Source organism: Rhodoblastus acidophilus, assembly GCF_900187365.1.
In the GTDB taxonomy this organism is placed as follows: Bacteria; Pseudomonadota; Alphaproteobacteria; order Rhizobiales; family Beijerinckiaceae; genus Rhodoblastus; species Rhodoblastus acidophilus.
Genome location: NZ_FYDG01000001.1, coordinates 435,748 through 458,244, shown reverse-complemented (window position 1 = coordinate 458,244; position 22,497 = coordinate 435,748). Strand labels below are relative to the sequence as shown.

The 22,497-nt window shown below is 66.1% G+C and carries 20 protein-coding genes; 11 read left to right on the top strand and 9 right to left on the bottom strand.

Going from position 1 to position 22,497, the window contains the following annotated elements:
- Positions 1-31: 31 nt before the first annotated feature.
- Complete coding sequence (locus tag CFB24_RS01900) at positions 32-319, bottom strand: GCG_CRPN prefix-to-repeats domain-containing protein (RefSeq protein WP_088518870.1); 288 nt, start codon at positions 317-319, stop codon at positions 32-34.
- 176 nt (positions 320-495) lie between these two features.
- On the opposite strand from CFB24_RS01900, the gene CFB24_RS01895 reads away from it, so the two are divergent.
- A complete protein-coding gene (locus CFB24_RS01895; RefSeq protein ID WP_088518869.1) occupies positions 496-1,338 on the top strand; it encodes a hypothetical protein in 843 nt (280 codons plus the stop codon).
- Here CFB24_RS01895 and CFB24_RS01890 read toward each other — a convergent pair whose 3' ends face one another.
- Together CFB24_RS01890 and CFB24_RS01885 are read right to left on the bottom strand one after the other, a co-directional pair.
- Positions 1,339-1,539, bottom strand: coding sequence for a hypothetical protein (locus CFB24_RS01890; RefSeq protein WP_088518868.1), 201 nt, complete (start codon positions 1,537-1,539; stop codon positions 1,339-1,341).
- A 97-nt stretch (positions 1,540-1,636) separates the two neighbouring features.
- Positions 1,637-2,878 (bottom strand): NupC/NupG family nucleoside CNT transporter, encoded by a 1,242-nt coding sequence (locus CFB24_RS01885; protein WP_088518867.1) that lies wholly within the window; start codon positions 2,876-2,878, stop codon positions 1,637-1,639.
- Between the two features lie 325 nt (positions 2,879-3,203).
- On the opposite strand from CFB24_RS01885, the gene CFB24_RS01880 reads away from it, so the two are divergent.
- The gene (locus CFB24_RS01880; RefSeq protein WP_088519481.1) at positions 3,204-3,620 is read left to right on the top strand and encodes a hypothetical protein; all 417 of its coding nucleotides are present in this window, start codon (positions 3,204-3,206) and stop codon (positions 3,618-3,620) included.
- 70 nt (positions 3,621-3,690) lie between these two features.
- Here CFB24_RS01880 and cbbX read toward each other — a convergent pair whose 3' ends face one another.
- From cbbX to CFB24_RS01865, 3 genes are all read right to left on the bottom strand, one after another.
- Positions 3,691-4,614, bottom strand: coding sequence for a CbbX protein (gene cbbX / locus CFB24_RS01875; RefSeq protein WP_088518866.1), 924 nt, complete (start codon positions 4,612-4,614; stop codon positions 3,691-3,693).
- Between the two features lie 99 nt (positions 4,615-4,713).
- Positions 4,714-5,106 carry a ribulose bisphosphate carboxylase small subunit gene (locus tag CFB24_RS01870; protein ID WP_088518865.1) on the bottom strand — a complete coding sequence of 131 codons (393 nt, stop codon included), beginning with the start codon at positions 5,104-5,106 and terminating at the stop codon, positions 4,714-4,716.
- Between the two features lie 195 nt (positions 5,107-5,301).
- Positions 5,302-6,765 carry a form I ribulose bisphosphate carboxylase large subunit gene (locus CFB24_RS01865; protein ID WP_088518864.1) on the bottom strand — a complete coding sequence of 488 codons (1,464 nt, stop codon included), beginning with the start codon at positions 6,763-6,765 and terminating at the stop codon, positions 5,302-5,304.
- Between the two features lie 110 nt (positions 6,766-6,875).
- Between CFB24_RS01865 and CFB24_RS01860 the strand changes: the two genes are divergently transcribed.
- Together CFB24_RS01860 and CFB24_RS01855 are read left to right on the top strand one after the other, a co-directional pair.
- Positions 6,876-7,781 (top strand): LysR family transcriptional regulator, encoded by a 906-nt coding sequence (locus CFB24_RS01860; protein WP_088518863.1) that lies wholly within the window; start codon positions 6,876-6,878, stop codon positions 7,779-7,781.
- 102 nt (positions 7,782-7,883) lie between these two features.
- Positions 7,884-8,084, top strand: coding sequence for a hypothetical protein (locus CFB24_RS01855; RefSeq protein WP_088518862.1), 201 nt, complete (start codon positions 7,884-7,886; stop codon positions 8,082-8,084).
- A 32-nt stretch (positions 8,085-8,116) separates the two neighbouring features.
- Here CFB24_RS01855 and CFB24_RS01850 read toward each other — a convergent pair whose 3' ends face one another.
- A complete protein-coding gene (locus tag CFB24_RS01850) occupies positions 8,117-9,040 on the bottom strand; it encodes a LysR family transcriptional regulator (RefSeq protein ID WP_088518861.1) in 924 nt (307 codons plus the stop codon).
- A gap of 179 nt (positions 9,041-9,219) precedes the next feature.
- Between CFB24_RS01850 and CFB24_RS01845 the strand changes: the two genes are divergently transcribed.
- The 6 genes from CFB24_RS01845 (at position 9,220) to rpe (ending at position 16,845) form a co-directional block, all read left to right on the top strand.
- Entirely contained in the window at positions 9,220-10,296 is a 1,077-nt protein-coding gene (locus CFB24_RS01845) for a class 1 fructose-bisphosphatase (RefSeq protein WP_088518860.1), read from the top strand.
- 15 nt (positions 10,297-10,311) lie between these two features.
- Entirely contained in the window at positions 10,312-11,187 is an 876-nt protein-coding gene (locus CFB24_RS01840) for a phosphoribulokinase (protein ID WP_088518859.1), read from the top strand.
- A 41-nt stretch (positions 11,188-11,228) separates the two neighbouring features.
- Entirely contained in the window at positions 11,229-13,226 is a 1,998-nt protein-coding gene (gene tkt, locus CFB24_RS01835) for a transketolase (RefSeq protein ID WP_088518858.1), read from the top strand.
- A 232-nt stretch (positions 13,227-13,458) separates the two neighbouring features.
- A complete protein-coding gene (gene fba, locus CFB24_RS01830) occupies positions 13,459-14,541 on the top strand; it encodes a class II fructose-bisphosphate aldolase (RefSeq protein WP_088518857.1) in 1,083 nt (360 codons plus the stop codon).
- Between the two features lie 30 nt (positions 14,542-14,571).
- Positions 14,572-15,957 carry a ribulose-bisphosphate carboxylase gene (locus tag CFB24_RS01825; protein WP_088518856.1) on the top strand — a complete coding sequence of 462 codons (1,386 nt, stop codon included), beginning with the start codon at positions 14,572-14,574 and terminating at the stop codon, positions 15,955-15,957.
- Between the two features lie 183 nt (positions 15,958-16,140).
- The gene (rpe, locus tag CFB24_RS01820) at positions 16,141-16,845 is read left to right on the top strand and encodes a ribulose-phosphate 3-epimerase (RefSeq protein ID WP_088518855.1); all 705 of its coding nucleotides are present in this window, start codon (positions 16,141-16,143) and stop codon (positions 16,843-16,845) included.
- Between the two features lie 6 nt (positions 16,846-16,851).
- On the opposite strand, the gene CFB24_RS23890 is transcribed toward rpe, so the two are convergent.
- Entirely contained in the window at positions 16,852-18,219 is a 1,368-nt protein-coding gene (locus tag CFB24_RS23890) for a M23 family metallopeptidase (protein ID WP_088518854.1), read from the bottom strand.
- A 91-nt stretch (positions 18,220-18,310) separates the two neighbouring features.
- Positions 18,311-18,781 carry a peroxiredoxin gene (locus tag CFB24_RS01810; protein ID WP_088518853.1) on the bottom strand — a complete coding sequence of 157 codons (471 nt, stop codon included), beginning with the start codon at positions 18,779-18,781 and terminating at the stop codon, positions 18,311-18,313.
- Positions 18,782-18,994: 213 nt separating this feature from the next.
- On the opposite strand from CFB24_RS01810, the gene CFB24_RS01805 reads away from it, so the two are divergent.
- Complete coding sequence (locus CFB24_RS01805) at positions 18,995-22,453, top strand: YhdP family protein (RefSeq protein WP_111390721.1); 3,459 nt, start codon at positions 18,995-18,997, stop codon at positions 22,451-22,453.
- The last annotated feature ends 44 nt before the right edge of the window (positions 22,454-22,497 follow it).

Here is a 22,497-nt window from a genome sequence, read left to right as displayed (position 1 = left end):
CGGGCCGGTCGTCCCGGCCCGTCCTTGGGGCTCACCAGCCGCGATAGTAATGCCGACGCGGGCCATAATACGGGCCGGGGCCGCCCCAGCGGCGCGGGCCATAATACGGGCCGCCGCCCCAATAACGGCGGTTGGGCACGCAACGGCCCCAGGGATTGGGATGCCAGCCCGGGCCGCAGCCCCAGGCCGCCTGCTCGACCGGCGCGCTCGCGGCCGGCGCCGCGCCGGCCAGCGGCATCGCGCCGGCCTGCGACGCCCCCGCGACCGCTGCGCCGGCGAGAACGGCGGCGAAAACGACAGTTCTGAAATTCGGCTTCATCGGTTCCTCCTGTTTGGCGGCTTTTTGGCCGACCGTGGAACATATTCAGCATAGGCCGCGCCGCTGAACAGGTTCTGAACCAAAACGGGCGAAACGGCGCCCGGTTCGCCCCATCGCGGCGGTTCTGCTAACTTGCGCCAACTTGAGTCGGAATCGGAGCGGAATTGCGGCGAGGGTTGATTTTTCTCCTTGTGCATTTGGCGCTGCGCGCGGCGCCGGCGCTCGCCGGCGATTTTGACACCAAGCACATTTTTGGCTTCACCGAGGGAACCGACATCAACGCGCCCGACGAGCGCGAGGCCGAATTCGTCACCACCGCGCATGTCCTCAAACGCGGCGGCGGCCGGTATCGCGCCGTCGAACAGCAGGCCACCGCCGAGGGCGCGTTGACGCAAGCGCTGGGCTACGAGCTGACGGTGCATGGCGCGGCGGTCGATGCGCGCGGCGTGACGGGCCTGGACGCGCTGCGGCGGGTGGAGTTTTCCGGCCTGTCGGCGGAGCCGAAATTTGTTGTGCTGGCGCGCGAAACCGCGCCTTTCGGGCTCGCCTTCTCGATCGAACCGGAATGGTCGCGGATCGACGCGACCAGCGGGCGCCGCGCCCAAGGTTTTTCGGCGGGGATGCGGCTGATGGCCGACGCGGCGCTGGGCGAACGCCTCTACGCCGGCGCCAACCTGATCTACGAGCCGGAATGGCGGCGGGAAGCGGGCGCGCCGCTGGCGAAAGGCGCGCTGTTCGGCGCCACGGGCGGCCTGACGTGGCGGTTCGCCGACCGGCTGGCGCTGGGCGGCGAGGTCGAGGGCTACGCCGCGACCGAATCGCTCGGCCTGGCGGCGCCAGTGGGAACGGCCGTCTATGTCGGCCCGACCTTTTTCGTCCGGCTGGCGTCCAATCTGTTCTGCGCCGGCGCCTGGTCAGTCCAGGTCGCCGGGCGCCCCGCCGCCGGCCGGCTCGACGATTACAATGGGGCCGAGTTCAGCCGCCACAAGGCGCGGCTGACCGTCAGCGTGGCGTTCTGATTACGGACGCGGCCACAGCCGGACCGGCTCGCGCTTTCGGGCGACGGCGGCGCCGCGCTCGCGGGCGAATTTCTCCGCCTGATCGCGGCTGACGAACAAGCCGCCTTCCTGGCCATCCGCGCTGCGGGCGGCCCAGAATCCATTCGTATCGCGGCCGATGACGAAACGGGGGCTGTCTTCGGAGCGTTCAAACGCATTCATCGTCTTGGACCTTCGGCATTAAAATTGCGGGCGACGTTGTCGCGGAAAAAAATGGCGGAACCGCGCCAGAAAACATGAAATCGACATTACGGCGCGGTCATGTCAACGCGCCGATCAGCGCCCCGCCCATCAGCGACGCCAGCGTGCCCGCGATCAAGGCGCGGCCGCTCAGGGCGATAATGTCGTGCTTGCGCTCCGGCGCCATCACGCTCAGGCCCCCGACCATGATGCCGAGCGAGCCGAAATTGGCGAAACCGCACAAGGCATAGGTCAGGATCAGCCGCGAGCGCGGGCTGAGGGAGGTTTCGCGCGCCAGATCGAGAAAGGCGACGAATTCGTTCAGCACCGTCTTCTCGCCAAGCAGTTTCGCCGCCGTGGCGACATCGGCCGGTTCGATCCCGATCAGCCAGGCGAACGGCCAGAACGCCCATGACAGCGCCCGTTGCAGCGACAGCGGCGCGCCGAACGCGTCGGGCAGGGCGCCGAGCGCCGCGTTGACCAGCGCCACCAGCGACAGCAGCACCACCATCGAGGCCACCACATTGGCGAGGATGACGATGCCGTCGCTCGTGCCGCGCGACAGCGCCTCCAGCGCGTTGCGCGGCGGGTCGGCGACCACCAGCGGCTTGTCCGCGTCGGCCTGGGTCGGGAAGGGAACCATCAGCGCGGCCACCGCGATCGCCGCCGGGGCGGAAATCAGCGCCGCCGTAAGGATATGGGCGAAGGAGCCGGGCAGGACCGGCAGGAGGATGGCGCCGTAAATCGCCATCACCGTGCCGGCGATGCCCGCCATGCCCACGCTCATCAGGCAGAACAGTTCGCCGCGATGCATGTGGACGAGATAGGGCCGCACCAGAATGGGCGCCTCGACCATGCCGACGAAGACATTGACGGCGGCGCCGGTGCCCAGCGCGCCGCCGACGCCGATGGCGCGCCGCAGCACGAACGCCATGCCCGCGACCACGCGCGGCAGCACGCCCCAGTGAAACAGCAGCGACGCCAGCGCGCAGACCACTAAAATCATCGGGAAGACGCGAAACGCCAGCACCAGCGGCGAGCCTTTGCCGTTGAGGTCGAACGGGGCGGGCGCCCCGCCGACATAGCCGAACACGAAACTGGTGCCCGCTTCCGTCGCGCGGTCGAGCGCGCCGACGCCTTGCGCCAGCCAGGCCATCGCCTCGGCCGCCGCCGGAACTTTCAACAGCAGAACGGCCAGCCCGACCTGAAGCGCGACGCCGGCCGCGACGACGCGCGGCGCAATGGCGCGGCGGTCCTCACTGAGCGCGAGCGCGACGCCCAGCAGGACGGCGAGGGCGATAAAACCGTGGATCAGCGACATGGCGGTTCTTTGCGAGGGGAGCGACGCAGAGGCTTTAGTCGCAGCGGCCGGATCAGGCCAGAGCCATCGCGCAATTTGGTTGCGAAAACGTGCGGACGTTTTGCCGCGCGCCGGGCAAGCTTGACCGCTTGCGTGGATGCCGAATTCGTCAATGCGCAGCTTGCATTAACCACTGCAACTTTTTGCTTTGTCGCTGGTTACGTGTCGCAAAGGCCCCCGCCTCCACGTCCCGTCCAGGCGAGCCGGCCAAAACCAAAGCGCGTTATGCGCCGCCCTTAAGGGCGAGTTTTTGGCGGACGGGGCAACGCCAAGCTTGGAGCTGAAAATGTGCGACTATTCGCTTGAATTCTATGCGACCCGCCAGGCGCAGGAAAACGAGGTCTATGTCACGACCCGCTTCCCCAGCGGTTCGATGGGCTTCGCCGCCCCCGGCGATTGCACAACCGCTGTCTGCGTCACCTATGGAACCAAGATGACGCTGGAAAACCTGCCGCCGGAACTGCAGCATGAACTCGGGATCGGCCCGATCGAGAGCGTGGTGTTCGCGCGGATTGAGGAAGGCCTGCATCACGATGGCGTGCGCTTCTCCAACGGTCGGACCGTGCTGCTGCACCGTCTGGGCGTCGGCGTGCTCGGCAGCATGGTGAGCGACACCGCTCTGCCGGAGCGCAAGGAAGCCAAGGCCGAGGCCCAGGCCGAGATCAAGACGGAGAGGCAGATCCCCGTCGAACCGGCGGAGTGAGCATCGTCTCACTCCACGATTAAAGCCGCCGAAAGGCGGCTTTTTTTGTAGGTCGGGGAGGCGTTGAAGATCAGCCGGCCTGACGCTCATGCGCCAGCCCGCCGGCGAACACGCGGCTGGCCTCGATGTCGGCGCGCGTCAGCGTCGAGAGCGCCTGGGCGTCGACCGGCGCGCCGGCTTCGAACAGGCGGTTGGCCTGCCGCAGCCGCGCCCGGTCGAGCGCGTTGCGGATCGAGCGGGCGTTGGCGAAATGCGGCAGCGCGCGCCGCGCCGCGATATAGGCCCGCATCGCCTCCTGACCGCCCGGATCGAAGCTGTATTCGTTGTGCTTCAACATGGACTCGGCGATCCGCAGCAGTTCGGCGTCGGTATAGTCGGGAAATTCGATATGGTGGGCGATGCGCGAGCGGAAGCCCGGATTTGAGGCGAAGAACTGGTCCATCCGGTCGGCGTAGCCGGCGAGGATCACCACGAGATCGTCGCGATGGTTCTCCATCACCTGCAACAGGATTTCGATGGCTTCCTGGCCGTAGTCGCGTTCATTGTCGGGCTTGTAGAGATAATAAGCCTCGTCGATGAACAGCACGCCGCCCATGGCTTTTTTCAGCACTTCGCGGGTTTTTGGCGCGGTGTGGCCGATATACTGGCCGACGAGATCGTCGCGCGTCACCGAAACCAGATGTCCCTTGCGGATATAGCCGAGCCGGTGCAGCAGCCCGGCCATCTTCAGCGCCACCGTGGTCTTGCCGACGCCGGGATTGCCGGTAAAACTCATGTGAAGCGTCGGGGTGTCATGGGCCAGCCCCAGCTTCTTGCGGGCGCGGTCCACCAGCAGCAGCGCGGCGGTTTCGCGGATGCGCTGCTTGACCGGCGCGAGGCCGATCAATTCCTCGTCAAGTTCGCGTAAAATCGCGGCGACGCCGGAGGTTTCAAAATCCTCGGCGAGATTGATCTTTTCGGGTGTTTCGGCCGGGAGGACGGCGGCTTCGGACATGGGCGTCTCCTTGATGAAAAAAAGGACCGGCCGTCTCGGGGCGAGCGCTTTTGGGCGCTCGCGCCTTGCCGGACCGGCCCTGTCCCGGGGAGGGATTTCTTAAGGCTGCACGGTGGAGAGCGTGTAGGTCATCGAACGTCCCCGCACGTCGGTGCGGGTCATGGAGAAACGCGGCTCGACCTTCGGACGCTGCACCAGGAAGGCGGTGCGCACGGTCTCGAAGCCGCGGGTGGAATCGAAGGCGATCAGCTTGATGTAGTCGTCGGGATTGGCCTTGCGGCAGGCGTCCAGCTCCATCATCACGCCGGCGGCGTCTTTTAAGTCGAACATGGGATTGCCCCACATGTTCCAGTACGTGTTCCGGGGATGGGGATCGTCGGTGTATTCGATGCCGATGGCCCAGTCGTTGCGCAGGCAATATTCGACCTGCGCGCGGATTTGTTCGTCGTCGAGATCGGGCAGGAAAGAGAAACAGCCCTGGGTGATGCGCATGGGGTGACTCCGAATTTTCGGGAAAGGGCGAAATCTTCTCCCTCTCCCCGTTTACGGGGAGAGGGTGGGGGTGAGGGGGAGGCGGGCGTAAGCCTCGGCGCTTGTCGCAGATTGAAGCCAGCGCCGGAGTCCCCCTCACCCTAACCCTCTCCCCGCATGCGGGGAGAGGGGACAAATCCGTGGTGAGTGACGGCGCTACTCCGCCGCGACCGCCGGGGTCGGCACGAAGTCCGACGTATCCGTCGAGGCGTAGTTGAAGGTGATGTTGCCCCAGGTATCCAGCGCGGCCTCCAAGGGTTTGCACCACTTCGCCGCCGCGCGTAAAATTTCCGGGCCTTCGTTGGCGATGTCGCGGCCCTCGTTGCGGGCGAGCACCATGGCCTCCAGCGCGACGCGGTTGGCGGTGGCGCCCGCCTGAATCCCCATCGGATGCCCGATGGTGCCGCCGCCGAATTGCAGCACCACATCGTCATGGAACAGGTCCAAAAGCTGGTGCATCTGGCCGGCGTGGATGCCGCCGGAGGCCACCGGCATCACCTTGCGAATGTCGCACCAGTCCTGGTCGAAGAACACGCCGCGCTCCAGATCCATGCGCGTGAACGACTCGCGGCAGACGTTGTAATAGCCCTGCACGGTTTTCGGGTCGCCTTCGAGCTTGCCGACGGCGGTGCCCGCGTGAATGTGATCGACGCCGGCGAGTCGCATCCATTTCGCGATGACGCGGAACGACACGCCATGGTTCTTCTGCCGCGTGTAGGTGCCGTGTCCGGCGCGGTGCAGATGCAGGATCATGTCGTTCTGGCGGCACCATTCCGACATCGACTGGATGGCGGTGTAGCCGATGACCAGGTCGATCATCACGATCACCGAGCCGAGCTGCTTGGCCAGTTCGGCGCGGCGGTACATTTCCTCCATCGTGCCGGCGGTGACGTTGAGATAATGGCCCTTGATTTCGCCGGTTTCGGCCGTGGCCTTATTGACCGCCTCCATGCAATAGAGAAAACGGTCGCGCCAGTGCATGAACGGCTGCGAATTGATGTTCTCGTCGTCCTTCATGAAGTCGAGGCCGCCCTTGAGGCCCTCATAGACGACGCGGCCGTAGTTCTTGCCGGACAGCCCCAGTTTCGGCTTGGTGGTGGCGCCGAGCAGGGGGCGGCCGAACTTGTCGAGACGCTCGCGCTCGACCACGACGCCGGTCGGCGGTCCCTTGAACGTCTTCACATAGGCCGGCGGGAAATACATGTCCTCGAGGCGCGCGGCCTTGAGCGGCTTGAACGAGAACACATTGCCGATGATGGACGCCGTGAGGTTGGCGATCGAGCCTTCCTCGAACAGGATGTAGTCATAAGCGACATAAACGAAATACTGGCCGGGCTGGCCGGGCACGGGATCGACGCGGTACGCCTTGGCGCGGTAGGAATCGCAGGCGGTGAGGCGGTCGGTCCACACCACGGTCCAGGTCGCGGTGGAGGATTCGCCGGCCACAGCCGCCGCCGCCTCGATGGGATCGACGCCGTCCTGCGGGGTGATGCGGAACAGGGCGATGATGTCGGTGGGCTTGGGCTCGTATTCGCCGTTCCAATAGCCCATTTGCGCGTACTTCAGCACGCCGGCCTTGTAACGTTCCTTGCCCTTGATTTCTGTGCTCTTGCTCTCCATGGCTGCGCTCCCGTTAACGAAGTTGGTTCTGCTTGGCCCGCAAGTTACGCATCGAAATCATTTTGTTTAAGTTCATTGTTTTCAATGTTACGTGATACTAGAGTCAAACGATGCTGCGACGGATCACGCTCCACCAACTCCGCCTGTTCGCCGCGCTGGCGCGCAGCATGAACATGACGCGGGCGGCGGAGGAGCTGCATATGACCCCGTCCGCTTTCTCCATCCAGATCAAACAATTGTCGGAGAGTTTCGGCGCCGCCCTGCACGAGCAGGTTGGCAAAAAACTGTTTCTCACCGAGGCGGGCCGGACCGTGGCGGCGGCGGCCCGCGACATGATCGAGCGGCTCGATCTGCTCGGCATGGAGATCGCGGAACAGCAGGGGCTGACGCGCGGGGCCTTGCGCGTCGCCATGATCACCACGGCGCGCTATTTCGCCACGCGGATGATCGGCGATTTCTGCCGCGCCTATCCCAACATCGAATTCGTGCTGGAGGTGGTCAATCGCGACCAGATTCTGCAACGCATGCGCGACAATCTCGACGACCTCTACATCATGGGGCAGGTCCCCGAGGAGCTGGACGTGGTCGCCCTGCCGGTGGCGGAAAACCCCCTCGTCGTGATCGCGCCGGCCAACCATCCGCTGTGCGGCGAAACCGCAATCGCGCCGCGCCGGCTGGCGCAGGAGCCGTTTATCCTGCGCGAGGCCGGGTCCGGCACGCGCCAGGCGATCGAACGCTATTTCGCCCGCCATGGCGTCACCCCGTCGGTGCGGATGAGCCTGGGGTCGGACGAAACCATCAAGCAGGTGGTGGCGGCGGGCCTCGGCGTCACCGCTTTATCGCGGCATGTGCTGGCGCTCGACGCGGCTTCGGGGCAACTGCGCGAACTCGACGTGCAGGGCTTTCCGATCCAGCGGCAATGGTATCTGGCGCATCTCGCCGCCAAAAAACTCTCGCCGCCCGCGCGCGCCTTCGTCGAACTGTTGACGGGTCAGGCGCGCGGAAGGGCGTCGTAAGAGTCGAATTCAAGCCGCCCTGGCCGCGCAACTTTCTCCTGGCTTGGCGGTTTGCATTTCGTCGCAGCTACGGCGCGACTTTGCAAAAAATGGAGATTGACCATGAGAACTGCCAAACTCGCCTTGATCGCCGCGACTTTGTTTGGCGCCTGTCTGACCAGCGACGCCGCCTTCGCCGGGTGCTACCGCATGGGGCCGACCGGCTATCATTGGTATCGCTCCTGCGTCGGACCCGGCTTCCTCTATCCGCACCACCGCCGCTGCTACCGCCATCACCATCACCGCGGCTGCTGGTATCGCTGACCCTTTCGCCTCGCGCGCGGCGGTCTCCGGCGTCAAACCTTGGGCCACAGCGCCGCGCGCTTGGCGATGAAGAAATCGCGAAATTTGAGGGCCGCGCGGCTCGGGGCGGGGTCGACGCGGGTCAGCAGGAACCATTGCCGCACCAGCGGCAGGCCGGTCACCGGCAGCGAGATCAGATGGCCGTCCTTCAGCTCCATCCGGCAGGTGTGGGCCGAGATGATGGCGACGCCCAGCCCCGCCATCACCGATTGCTTGATGGTCTCGTTCGTCCCCATTTCGACCACGTTGAACGGCCGTCCGCCGCCCAGCCGCGCCAGAAAGCGCTCCATCAGGATGCGCGTGCCCGAGCCGGGCTCGCGCGCCAGAAAACGCTCCTCAACCAGATCTTCGGCGAGAATCTGGTTGTCGCCCTGTAGCCGGTGGCCCGGCGGCGCGATCAGCACATGCGGGTGATCGCCGAGCGTGGCGGTCTCAACCCTTATATGCGCGGGCGGGCGGCCCATCATCGCCACGTCATATTCGTCGCGCTCCAGCCCCGCGATGATTTCCTCGCGGTTGCCGATTTCCAGCGTCACGCGAATGTCGGGGAAGGCGCGGTTGAAGGCGGCGACGAAATAGGGCGCGAGATATTTGCCGGTGGAGACCACGCCGAACGCCACCGATCCCGTGGCGCCGGCGATCAGCGCGTCCACCCGTTCGCCGGCCCGCGCCGCGAGCCGCTCGAAGTCCTGGGCGAGGCCCAGCAGCTCCGCGCCGATTTCGGTGGGGGCGAAGGGATGGGGGCCGTCGCGGTGGAACAGCGGCGCGCCCACCATTTCTTCCAGCAGTTTCAATTGGGTCGAGATGGCGGGCGGGGTCACGCCCATGGTGATGGCGGCCCCGCTGACCGAGCCGCGCTCGACCGTGGCGGCGAAGGCGCGCAATTGCCGGCGGGTCAATCCGCGAAAATCGGGCATTTTTGTCCCTCAATCAGGGGGTGTTTTAGATAATCTAAATCCGATTTCCATTTTTTAAAATTTATTTTCCCCCCTCACCGACGTTATGTATTCTCGTCGCCTAAAGAGAACGGCCTCCAGCCGCCCGCAAGGGCGAGGCGAACAGGAAAGGACCGGCGCCAGCCGGACGGGAAGCACCCATGACCGCGATCCAAGCGCCGGCCGCACACGCCGGAGGCGAAAGCCTCATTGCCTATTTGACCGCCTGGGCCGCCAGCGCCCCGGACGCCGCCGAACGCGCCGCCGTCGCCAAATGCGTCGGCGTGCTGGCCGAAGCCGGCGCGGCCATCGCCGAAGCCATTTTGCGCGGCCCGCTCCAGGGCAGCCTCGGCGCCGAGATCGGCGTCGCCAACGCCGACGGCGACAAGCAGCGCGCGCTCGACGTGCTCGCCGACCAGAAAATCGTGACGGCGCTCAAATCCGCCGACGTCGCCTATTACGCCTCCGAGGAAGAGGAGGCGATCCTCACCCTCAACGCCGGCGGCGCGCTGGCTGTCGCGGTCGATCCGCTCGACGGCTCCTCCAACATCGACGCCAATATTTCGGTCGGCACCATCTTTTCGGTGTTTCCCGCCTCGGCCGGCGGCGCGACCGAGAGTTTTTTCCGGCCGGGCCGCGAACAGCTCGCCGGCGGCTATATCGTCTATGGCCCGCATGTCGCGCTGGTGTTCACCCTGGGCGCGGGCGTCGCGCATTTCGTGCTCGATCCGGCCGACAAGGTGTTCAAGCTGGTCGCCGACGGCGTGAAGATCGCGCCGAGCACCCGGGAATACGCCATCAACGCGTCGAACTACCGCCACTGGATTCCGCCGATCCGCACCTTCGTCGACGATTGCGTCGCCGGCGCGCAGGGGCCGCATGGCAAGGATTTCAACATGCGCTGGGTGGCCTCGCTGGTCGCGGAAACCCACCGCATCTTCGTGCGCGGCGGCGTCTTTCTCTATCCGGCCGACGAGCGCAAGGGCTACGAGCAGGGCCGCCTGCGCCTGCTCTACGAGGCCAATCCGATCGCCTTCGTGGTGGAGCAGGCGGGCGGCGGCGCCATCGACGGCTTCAACCGCATCCTCGACAAGCAGGCCTCCACCCTGCACCAGCGCACGCCGCTGATTTTCGGTTCGGCTGAAAAGGTCAACCGCATCAACTCCTATTACACCGACGTGCATTTCGAGCGCACGCCGTCCCCCCTGTTCGGCCAGCGCGGCCTGTTCCACGCCTGAAATCGGAATCATCCCATGTCGATCCAGCATCCCATCATTTCCGTCGTCGGCTCCTCGGGCGCGGGCACCTCGACCGTCAAGCACACGTTCGACCAGATCTTCCGCCGCGAGGACTATATCACGGCGTCCATCGAGGGCGACGCCTTCCACCGCTACAACCGCGCCGACATGAAGGCCGAAATGGCCAAGCGCAAGGAGGCGGGCGACGCCACCTTCAGCCATTTCTCGATGGACGCCAATCTGCTCAAGGAGCTGGAGGGCACGTTCCGCACCTATGGCGAGACCGGCGTGTGCAAGTCGCGCACCTATGTGCACGATAACGCCGAATCCGAGCTGCATGGCGTGCCGCCGGGCCATTTCACCGACTGGCGCGAGGTTGGCGAGGGCTCCGACCTGTTGTTTTACGAGGGCCTGCACGGCGCCGTGAAGCAGGACGGCGTCGATATCGCCGGACAGTCGGACCTCAAGATCGGCGTGGTTCCCGTCATCAACCTCGAATGGATCCAGAAGATCCACCGCGACCGCGCCCATCGCGGCTATACGACGGAAGCGGTCACCGACACCATCCTGCGCCGCATGCACGCCTATGTGCATGTCATCTGCCCGCAATTCACCCAGACCGACATCAATTTCCAGCGCGTCCCGGTGGTGGACACCTCCAACCCGTTCATCGCCCGGTGGATCCCGACCGCCGGCGAGTCCCTGGTGGTGATCCGCTTCCGCAACCCGCGCGGAATCGACTTCCCCTACCTCACCGCCATGATCCACGATTCCTGGATGAGCCGGGCGAATTCCATCGTCATTCCCGCCGACAAGCTTGATCTGGCGATGCAACTCATTCTAACTCCGTTGATCACCCGGCTGGTCGAACGCGGCCGTAGAGCCAAGTGAAGCGACGGCAAGTGAAGAGACGGATTGAAAGGACGTATTCCATGACCGAGGCCCTGACCGCCGACAAGGCGAAAGCCGTTCCCTTCAAGGATCTGGCCAACGCCATCCGCGCCCTGGCGATGGATGGCGTGGAAAAGGCCAAATCCGGCCATCCCGGCATGCCCATGGGCATGGCCGACGCCGCCGCGGTGCTGTTCACCAAATTCATGCGGATCGACCCGGCCGATCCGGCCTGGCCCGACCGCGACCGCTTCGTGCTCTCCGCCGGCCACGGCTCCATGCTGATCTACGCCCTGCATTACCTGCTGGGCTATGACGACATGCCGATCGAGCAGCTCAAGAACTTCCGCCAGCTCGGCGCCCGCACGGCCGGACATCCCGAATATGGCCACGCCAAGGGCATCGAGACCACCACGGGACCGCTGGGGCAGGGCATTTCCACCGCGGTCGGCATGGCCTTGGCCGAGCGTCTGCTCAACGCCCGTTTCGGCAATGATCTCGTCGATCACTACACCTATGTCATCGCCGGCGACGGCTGTTTGCAGGAAGGCATTTCCCACGAGGCCATCGACCTCGCCGGCCATCTGAAGCTCGGCAAGCTGATCGTGCTGTGGGACGACAATTCCATCTCCATCGACGGCGCCACCAGCATCTCGACCTCGATGGACCAGCTCAAGCGCTTTGAAGCCGCCGGCTGGAACACGATCCGCGTCGACGGCCACGACGAATCCGAACTGACCGCCGCCATCGAAAAGGCCCGCCAGCACAGCGACAAGCCCTGGCTGATCGCCTGCAAGACGGTGATCGGCTTCGGCGCCCCGACCCGCGCCGGCACCTCCAAGGCGCATGGCGAGGCGCTCGGCCCGGACGAGATCACCGGCGCCCGCGTCGCGCTCGGCTGGCCCTACGAACCCTTCGTCGTGCCGGAGCCGATCCTCACCGAATGGCGCAAGGTCGCGCAGAAGGGCGCCTCCGCCCGCGCCGAATGGGCCAAGCGCCACAACGCCTCCGACAAGGCCGACCTGTTCGACAAGCATATGTCCGGCAAGGTTCCGGAGGCGCAGGCGGCGTTGAAGGCGCTGATCGCCAAGCATGTCGCCGAAAAGCCCAAGCTGGCGACCCGCAAGGCCTCGGAAGTGGCCCTCGGCGCCATCAACGCCGCGACCGAACTGACGCTCGGCGGCTCGGCCGACCTGACCCATTCCAACCTGACGATCACCAAGGGCATGGAATCGGTCAAGCCCGGTTCGTTCGGCGGCCGCTACATGCACTACGGCATCCGCGAGCACGCCATGGCCGCCGCCATGAACGGCGTGGCGCTGCACGGCGGCTTCATCCCCTATGGCGGCACCTTCCTGGTGTTCTCCGACTATATGCGCGGCTCCATTCGTCTGTCCGCGCTGATGGGCGTGCGGGTGATCTACGTGCTCACCCATGATTCCATCGGCCTTGGCGAGGACGGCCCGACCCACCAGCCGGTGGAGACGGTGGCCGCGCTGCGCGCCATCCCGAACCTCCTCGTCTTCCGCCCGGCGGATGCGGTGGAGACGGCGGAAGCCTGGGCCATCGCGCTGGATCACGAAAAGACCCCCTCGGCCATGGCCCTGACCCGTCAGGCGCTGCAGCCGCTGCGCACGACCCCGAGCGAAAACCTCACCGCCAAGGGCGCTTACGTGCTGCGCGAACCGGAAGGCGGCCGCGACGTGACGCTGCTCGCCACCGGCTCCGAAGTGGAGCTGGCGGTGGCCGCCGCCGATCTGCTGGCGGCCCAGGGCAAGAAGGCGGCGGTCGTCTCGATGCCCTGCTGGGAGCTGTTCGAGGCGCAGAGCGCCGACTACCGCAAGCAGGTGTTGGGTTCGGCGCCGCGTGTTGGCGTCGAGGCCGCGCTGCGCTTCGGCTGGGATCGCTGGCTCGGCGACAATTCCGCCTTCGTCGGCATGACCGGTTTCGGCGCTTCGGCGCCGGCGCCGGAACTCTACAAGCACTTCGGCATCACGGCGGAAAAGGTCGCGGAAGCGGCCAACGCCCTGATCGCCTGACACGGCAAGTCCCCTCTCCCCGTTTACGGGGAGAGGGTTAGGGTGAGGGGGACTCCGGCATTAGCTTCCGCCTTTGGGAAGCGCCGGGATTGAAGCTAACGCCAGAGTCGCCCTCATCCCCCGCCTTCTCCCCGCATGCGGGGAGAAGGAGCCACGCCCGTCAAATTTTGAAAATTCGAGCGCGACTCCGTTTCGCGCCACGGGGACGCTCGTCCCCACGACAGGAGACCCCATGGCCCGCATCACCCTTCGCCAGCTTCTCGACGCCGCCGCCGAGCGGTCCTATGGCGTCCCCGCTTTCAACGTCAACAATATGGAGCAGGCCCTCGCCATCATGGAGGCCGCCCGCGCCACGCAGGCCCCGGTCATCATTCAGGCCAGCCGCGGCGCCCGCGCCTATGCCGGCGACATCATGTTCGCCAAGATGATGGAGGCGCTGGAGCTGATGTATCCGGAAATCCCGCTGTGCATCCACCAGGATCACGGCGAGCGCGTCTCCACCTGCCTGTCGGCCATCCAGAACGGGTTCACCTCCGTAATGATGGACGGCTCGCTGAAGGAAGACGGCAAGACGCCCGCCGACTATGACTATAATGTCGCGATCACCTCGGAAGTCGCCCGCCTCGCCCATATGGTCGGCGCCTCGGTCGAAGGCGAACTCGGCTGCCTCGGCTCGCTCGAAACCGGCCATGGCGAGGCCGAGGACGGCCACGGTTTTGAGGGCAAGCTCGACCATTCCAAGCTGCTCACCGACCCCGAAGAAGCCCAGCGTTTCGTCGCGGCCACCAAGGTGGACGCGCTCGCCGTCGCCATCGGCACGTCGCATGGCGCGTATAAGTTCACCAAGAAGCCGACCAGCGACGTCCTCGCCATCGACCGCATCCGGGAAATTCACGAGAAAATCCCGAACACGCACTTGGTCATGCACGGCTCGTCCTCGGTGCCGGAAGAATATCGCAATCTGTTCAACGAGAACGGCGGCGAGATGCGCGAGACTTATGGCGTGCCGGTCGAAGAAATCGTTCGCGGCATCAAGTTCGGCGTGCGAAAAGTGAATATCGACACCGACCTGCGCCTCGCCGCGACCGCCGAATTCCGCCGCGTCGCCACCAAGAACAAGTCGGAGTTCGATCCGCGCAAGTTCCTCAAGCCCGCCATCGACGCCATGAGCAAGGTGTGCCGCGACCGCTTCGAAGCCTTCGGCTGCGCCGGCCAGGCGCAATACATCAAGGTCAAGCCGATGGCCGACATGGCCAAGGCCTATGCCGCCGGCAAACTCGACCCCGTCATTCCGGCGCAAGCCGCCGCTCAATAAAGCCAGTTTTTCCGAATTAAGGAGAAAAAGATGGACCAGTCAGCCCGTTACGCCAATCTGAACCTGAAAGAGGCCGACCTCATCGCCGGCGGCAAGCATGTGCTGTGCGCCTATACGATGAAGCCCAAGCGCGGCCACGGCCCCTATCTCGCCGCCGCCGCCCATTTCGCCGCGGAATCCTCGACCGGCACCAATGTCGAAGTCTCCACCACCGATGATTTCACCCGCGGCGTCGATGCGCTCGTTTACGAGATCGACGAAGCCAACGAGATCATGAAGATCGCCTATCCCGTCGAGCTGTTCGACCGCAACATCATCGACGGCCGCGCCATGATCGCGTCCTTCCTGACCCTGACCATCGGCAACAACCAGGGCATGGGCGACATCGAATATGGCAAGATGCACGATTTCTACGTGCCGCCGGCCTATTTGAAACTGTTCGACGGCCCGTCGACCGGCATCAAGGATATGTGGCGCGTGCTGGGGCGTCCGGTTGTTGACGGCGGCTTCATCGTCGGCACCATCATCAAGCCGAAGCTCGGCCTGCGTCCCGAGCCTTTCGCCAAGGCGTGTTACGACTTCTGGCTCGGCGGCGACTTCATCAAGAATGACGAGCCCCAGGGCAACCAGGTGTTCGCGCCGTTCAAGGAAATGGTGCGCCTCGTCAACGACGCCATGGTGCGGGTGCAGGACAAGACCGGCGCCGCCAAGCTGTTCTCGTTCAACATCACCGCCGACGACCATTACGAAATGATCGCGCGCGGCGAATATATCCTTGAGACGTTCGGCCCCAACGCCGACCACGTCGCCTTCCTGGTCGACGGCTATGTCGCCGGTCCCGCCGCCGTCACCACCGCGCGCCGCGCCTTCCCCAAGCAGTACCTGCACTATCACCGCGCCGGCCACGGCGCCGTGACCTCGCCTTCGTCCAAGCGCGGCTACACCGCCTTCGTGCTGTCGAAAATGGCCCGTTTGCAGGGCGCGTCCGGCATCCACACGGGCACGATGGGCTTCGGCAAGATGGAAGGCGACGCGTCCGACCGCAACATCGCCTTCATGCTCACCGACGACAGCGCCGACGGGCCGTTCTACCATCAGGAATGGCTGGGCCTGAACCCGACCACGCCGATCATCTCGGGCGGCATGAATGCGCTGCGCATGCCGGGCTTCTTCAAGAATCTCGGCCATTCCAACCTGATCATGACGGCCGGCGGCGGCGCCTTCGGCCATCTCGACGGCGGCGCCAAGGGCGCGGTCTCGCTGCGTCAGGCCGAGCAGTGCTGGAAGTCGGGCCTCGACCCCGTGGAATTCGCCAAGGACCATATCGAGTTCGCCCGCGCGTTCCACAGCTTCCCGCAGGACGCCGACGCGCTCTATCCGGGCTGGCGCGAGAAGCTCGCGTTCGCCGCGAAGTAAGAGTAGTTCCCTCTCCCTGCTTTAGCGGGGAGAGGGTTAGGGTGAGGGGGACTCCGGCGCTGGCTTTCGCCTATGCGCGAGACTAAAGCCAATCCCCGACTCCCCCTCATCCCCCGCCTTCTCCCCGCACGCGGGGAGAAGGAGCCTCGCCGAGGCCTTCATCGTTCCTGAGAGAATCCGCCCATGTCCTTCGACCGCAGCATCAAGATCGCGCCATCCATCCTGTCCGCCGACTTCGCTAATTTCGGCGCGGAATGCCGCGCCATCGAGGCGCAGGGCGCCGATTGGGTCCATGTCGACGTGATGGACGGCCATTTCGTCCCCAACATCACGTTTGGCCCCGCCACCTGCGCGGCGATCAGAAAACACATCAAGGGCGTGATGGACGTCCATTTGATGATCGCTCCGGTCGATCCCTATATCGAGGCCTTCTGCAAGGCCGGCGCCGACATCGTCACCGTCCACGCCGAAGCCGGCCCGCATCTCGACCGCTCGCTGCAACTGATCCGCGGCTGCGGCAAGAAGGCCGGCGTGTCGCTCAACCCTTCGACCCCCGCTTCGGCCATTGAATTCGTGCTCGACCGCATCGACCTCGTGCTGGTGATGACCGTCAATCCCGGCTTCGGCGGCCAGAGTTTTATTCACTCGCAGGTCGAGAAGGTGCGGCAATTGCGCGCCATGATCGGCGACCGCCCGATCCACATCGAAATCGACGGCGGCATTACGCCGGAAACCGCGCCGCTGGTGGTCGCCGCCGGCGCCGACGCGCTGGTGGCCGGCTCCGCCGTGTTCAAGGGCGGTTCGGTGGACACGCCCGAAGTCTATGGCAAGAACATCGCCGCCATCCGCGCGGCGGCCGAAGCCGCGCGCGTCAAATCGGCGGCTTGACGAAAATCACAGACCGGCGGTCAACAGCCGCCCGGCCTTGAGATAGCGGGTGGGGTCCACGGCGGCCCCATCCACGCGCACTTCGTAATGCAGATGCGGGCCGGTGGAGCGCCCGGTCGAGCCGATCCGGCCGATCACGGCGCCGGCCTCCACCCATTGCCCCTCGCTCACGTCGATCTCCGACAAATGGCCGTAGCGGGTCGCCAGCCCGGCGCCGTGATCGACCTCGACCAGATTGCCATAGCCGCCCGACGATTCGGCGACGCTGACGCGGCCGCTGGCGGTGGCGCGCACGGCGTCGCCATAGGGCGCGCGCAAGTCCATCCCCGAATGCAGCGCCGGACGGCCCAAGAACGGATCGGTGCGGTAGCCGAACACCGAGGTGACGTCGAGCGCGCCGGGCAGCGGCTGGCGCAGCGGCGCATAGGGCAGGGCGCGGCGCAGTCCCTCCATCAGCGCGACGGAGCGGTTGACTTCGCCGAACAGGCGCTCGAACGCGCCGCCAGCCGGTTCGAACGGGCCGCCCACGGCGTCGGCGGGCTTGTCGGCGTTGGCGCGGCGCATCATCCGCTCGACCGGCAGGCCGGCTTCGGCGAAGGCCAGACGCAGGTTTTCCGCCCGCGCCGCGGCCGGCGCGCGAAGAGTCTCCAGCGCCGAAACCTGCTTGTGTTCAATGCGGTCCACATTGGCGGCCAGGGCCTGCAGCCGGTCCTGCGGCGAGAGAAAATCGGCGGCGTCGGACACGTCCTCGGGAACCGGCGCGCCTTCCGCGCCGCGGCGCAGGTCGAATCCTTCCGGCGCCGGCTTGGCGGGCGCGACGGCTTCCGGCGTCAGCTTGCCTTGCGCCGGGGCGGCGACGGCGGGTTTCAGCGGCGCGTAGGCCGAGGCGGCGGCGGGCAGGGGGACGCGCGTCGCGCGGTTGATGGCGCTCACGCCCTCGGACGCCGCCGGAGCGGGCGCGATCTTCGCCGCCAGCGCCGACACCAGCGCCGAACGCGATTCCAGCCGGGCCTGGCGCATGGCGAGTTCGGCCACCTTGCCCTCGACGGTGTCCTGATTGGCCAGTTGCCGCGTCGCCATCTGATCGACCTGATCGCGCAGCGCGGCGATGCGGTCCTCATAGGCGAATTGCATCTGCGCCTGACGGCGCATCAGCGCCGTCAGCATGTCGTCGCGAAACACCAGATACAACCCGGTTCCGAGCAAGGCTGCGACCAGCATGGGAACCAGCCCGAACAGCAGATAGACCCAATGCGGCGCCAGCCGCAGATCGCGGCGGAACGAGCGGAAGGCGAGGCTGATCGCCAACAGGTGCGGGTCTTGCGCGGTCGGATTTTGCGCGGCCGGGTTTTGCGCGGTTGGAGCGTGACGCATGGGGTTCCGTTTCCCCCGGCCTCGGGCAAAGGCCGGACATGGTTGAGAAACCCTATGCGATCGTGGTTAATGTTTGGAAAATGGGCGCCCGTCACATCTCCTGAACGGCTTTCAGCACCGCCGCGGCATGGCCGGTGGTCTTCACCTTGCGCCAGATGTTGACGATCTTGCCCTGGCCGTCGATCAGAAAAGTGGTGCGCTCGACGCCCATATATTTGCGGCCGTACATGCTTTTCTCCACCCAGACGCCATAAGCCTCCAGCATGGATTTGGCCTCGTCGGACAGCAGCGGGAACGACAGTTCGTATTTGTCGCGGAACTTGTCGTGCGCCTTGACCGGATCGGGCGAGACGCCGACGACGGAGGCGTTGGCCTGCGCGAACTCCATCAACAGCGCGTTGAAATCCTTGGCCTCGGCGGTGCAGCCCGTGGTGTCGTCCTTGGGATAGAAATACAGCACGAGCTTTTTGCCGCCGAAATCCTTGAGGCCGAGCGCGCCGGCGCCGTCGCGCGGCAGGCTGAAATCGGGCGCGGGATCGCCGATCTGCGGAAGCGGGGACATTGGTCTTCCTTTCGTCAGAATGTTGTGGCGTTGCTCGGCATGGCGAAGCGCCATTGTCAGCGGCGGCGACCTGCGCGAAAAACGTTCCGTCGCATATTGTGCGATTCGGCGCGCTTCGTCAGCCTTTCAGGCAAAGCCCGAGGGAAGCGCGTCACGTGCGAACGTCCCGGCGAGAATGGATCCGATCGCCAGGGGCATGAGGAAGAACCGGCCATGCCGGAAAAGCGGGGGAACGTGACGGAACGGCCGGACATCTCCATCAGTCTGCGTCCCGCGCGGCGCCGGCGCCGACGCCGCTGGCGCGCAGCCGGAGCGGCGCTGTCCCTGCTGCTGATCACGCTGACCGCCGTCGCCGGGCTGGGAGTCTATACGTTCGCGGGCGGGCGCGTCGATCTGGAGGCGGTGCGGCCGCTGGCCGTGGCGGCGTTGCAGGATCGCGTCGGGGCCGGGCGCAAGCTCGCCATCGGCGGCCTGGCGTTGGAGCGCGACGAGCGCGGCCTCGCTTTGGCGCTGACGGATCTGGCCATTTTCGATGACGACGGCCACAAGCTTTTGTCCGCGCCCAAGGCCGATGTGCATGTCTCGACGCTGGCGCTGCTCACCGGCGCGGTCGAGCCGAAGCGGGTCGATGTCGAGGATCTGCTGGTGCAATTGCGCATCCTGCCCGATGGCGGCGTCGATCTGAGCCTGGGCGCCGATGATTCCGCGCCTGTCCCCGACGCCGCCCAGACGGCCGCCCCGCAAAACCCGGCCGCGCAAGTCTCGTCCGAAGCCTCGCCCGCCCCGGCGCAGCGCGCGAAAATTGTGGCGCAGATCGGCCGCGCCATCAACGGCGTGTTTGATCTCGCCTCGGGCAAGGACAGTCCCATTGCGCAACTCGATCATTTCGGCGTGCGGCGCGGCAAGCTGGCGCTGATCGATCTCTCCGCCGGTCAGACGCGCGGCTTCGACAATTTCGCCTTCTCGCTCGACCGCAAGCGCCTCAAAGGCCAGGGCGCCGCCGAGGTCAATGTGGCGGCGGACGGGCCGAACGGCCGCTGGAGGCTGCGCGGCGAGGCGCGCGGCGCCCGCGACCAGCCGCATGCGCTGACGCTGGAGGCCGGCGGCTTCACCATCGACGAACTGGCGCTGGCGCTCGGCAAGTCCAGCCTGCCGGTCGATTCCGACATCTCGCTCGGCGTCAAGGCCGAGGCGGCGTTCCAGGCCGACGGCCACCTGCTCGACGCCCACGCCCGCCTTGGCCTGAGCGCGGGCTTCTGGCGTTATGACGATCCCGATTTTTCGCCGATCTTCATCGACGAGGGATTCGCCGCCCTGCATTGGGAGCCGGAGGCGCATCGGCTGGTCGTCGATCAGGCCCAGGTGTTTTCCGGGCCGACGCGGCTGTTCCTCAAGGGATCGCTCACCGCGCCGGCCGGGGAGGGCGACGGCTGGGCGATCCTGTTCGATCAGGTCGAACCGGCGACGATCGGGCCGGATCGCGCCGGCGAGAAGACGGTGACGCTGACCGGGTTCCACGGCGACATGCGCCTCGACCCCGCCGCGAAGAAGCTGGACGTTCGCCGCGTCGAATTGCGCGGGCCGGAAGTGGCGGCGGCGGTGCAGGGCGTGGTGGACTGGACCGAAGGCCCGCATCTTCGTCTGGGCATGTCGGCGGCGAAAATGCCGGCGGCGGGCCTGCTCGCGATCTGGCCCAATGCGCTCGGCGCCGCCGCGCGCGGCTGGCTCGGCGACCATTTGCAGGCCGGAACCCTTGACAGCCTGCGCCTTGCGGTCGATCTCGACGACATCGACCTGCGCATGATGCGCGCGCAACGCGCGCCGATGGGCGACCGCATCCTGATCGATTACGTCGTCAAGGACGCGGCCTTCACCTTTCTCGACGGCGCGCCGGCCGTGATCGGGCTGAACGGCCATGGCCGCACCACCGGACGCTCGACGCTGTTCACGGCGACCAGCGGGGCGATGGAGACGGCGCCGGGCCGCCGGATCGAACTGTCCGACGGGCAGTTCTCCCTGCCGGACCTCGCCCAGAAGCCGACGCCGATGAATATCGGCGCGCGGGTCAAGGGCGGCGTGGACGTGCTCGGCGACATTCTCGCGCGCCCCGGCTTCGCCAAGGTCGCCAGCATGCCGGTCGATCCCAAGGCCATCAAGGGCCAGTTCGACGGGACGTTCTCGTGGCGCACGCGGCTGGGGCCGGCGCCCGATCCCGCGCCAGTCCTCGATGTGAACTGCAAGGTCGAGAATTTCTCGCTGGATCGGCTGGTCGGCAAGGAAAGGCTGGAACAGGCGACCCTCAGCGTCACCGTCGCCAATGGCGCGACCAAAATCGCGGGCGCCGGAAAGCTGTTCGGCGTCCCCGCCACGCTGGATCTGCTCCGCCCCGGCGACGATCCGGCGCAGGGCACGGTGAGCTTCGTGATGGACGAGGCGGCGCGGACCAGGGCGGGCCTGCCGCTCGGCGCGACATTGACCGGCCCGGTGGCGGTCAAACTCACCGGCGCGGTCGGCGCGGCGCATCCGCAGGCGCAGGTGGAGATGGATCTCGCCAAGGCCGGCCTGAATTATCCCATTCCCGGCCTGTTCAAGCCGGCGGGGCGCCCGGCCAAGGCGAGCTTCGCCTATCGCGAGGACGAGCGCGGCGCGACGCTGGACCAGATCGTTTTCGAGGGCGGCGGCGCCGTGGCGCGCGGCTCGGCGCAACTGGGGGCGGAGGGCGGCTTCCAGTCCGCGAAATTCACCCAGCTCAAGCTGTCGCCCGGCGATTCGATGCAGGTCGAGATCGGCAAGAGCGGCGATGGGCTGAAAATCGTCGGCAAGGGCGAATCGCTCGACGCCCGGCCCTTCCTGAAGAGCCTGGCGGCCAATGGGCCGGAGCGGGCCGACTCGAGTGATCTCGATCTCGATCTGCAGGCCACGGTCATGTCCGGCGCCAACCGCCAGATCATCTCCAACGCCGCGTTGCGCCTGTCGAAAAAGGGCGCGAACCTCCGCGGCCTGACCTTTTCCGGCAAGATCGGCGGCGATCTCGTCGAGGCGAGCCTGGGCCGCGCGGAGGGGGGATCGTCTCTGTTGAAGGCGACGACGACCGACGCCGGCGCGTTCCTCGCCTTCCTTGACCTTTACAGCCATATGGAGGGCGGCAAGCTGCGCGCCGCCTTCCGCGTCGCCAATGGCGGGTTCGCCGGCCCGGTCGATATCGACAAATTCGTGCTGCGCGGCGAACCGGCCATGCGCGCCTTCGCCTCGCAGCCGGGGGGCGAGCAACTCACGGCGCGGATGCGGATCAATCCGGAAACCGTGGCGTTTACCCGGCTGCATGCTGAAATCGAGAAGCGCGACGGCGTTCTGAAAGTGCGCGACGGGGTGATCGCCTCGCCCAATATCGGCTCGACGCTGGAAGGCTCGGCCGATTTCAATCGCGATGCGGTGGATTTTTCCGGCACGTTCGTCCCGGCCTATGGCGTCAACAATCTTTTCGGGCAATTGCCGGTGGTCGGCCTGATTCTCGGCGGCGGCGACAAGGAAGGGCTGATCGGCGTCAATTTCCGCGTCACCGGGCGGCCCGGGGCGCCGGTGCTGTCGGTCAATCCGCTGTCCGCAATCGCGCCGGGTTTTTTGCGCAAGATTTTCGGGGTGATTCCGATGGATGGGGCGCCCTCGCAGTAATTCAGATTTTCTGAAGGGCGCTTGAAACTTTTAAACTACCGCTT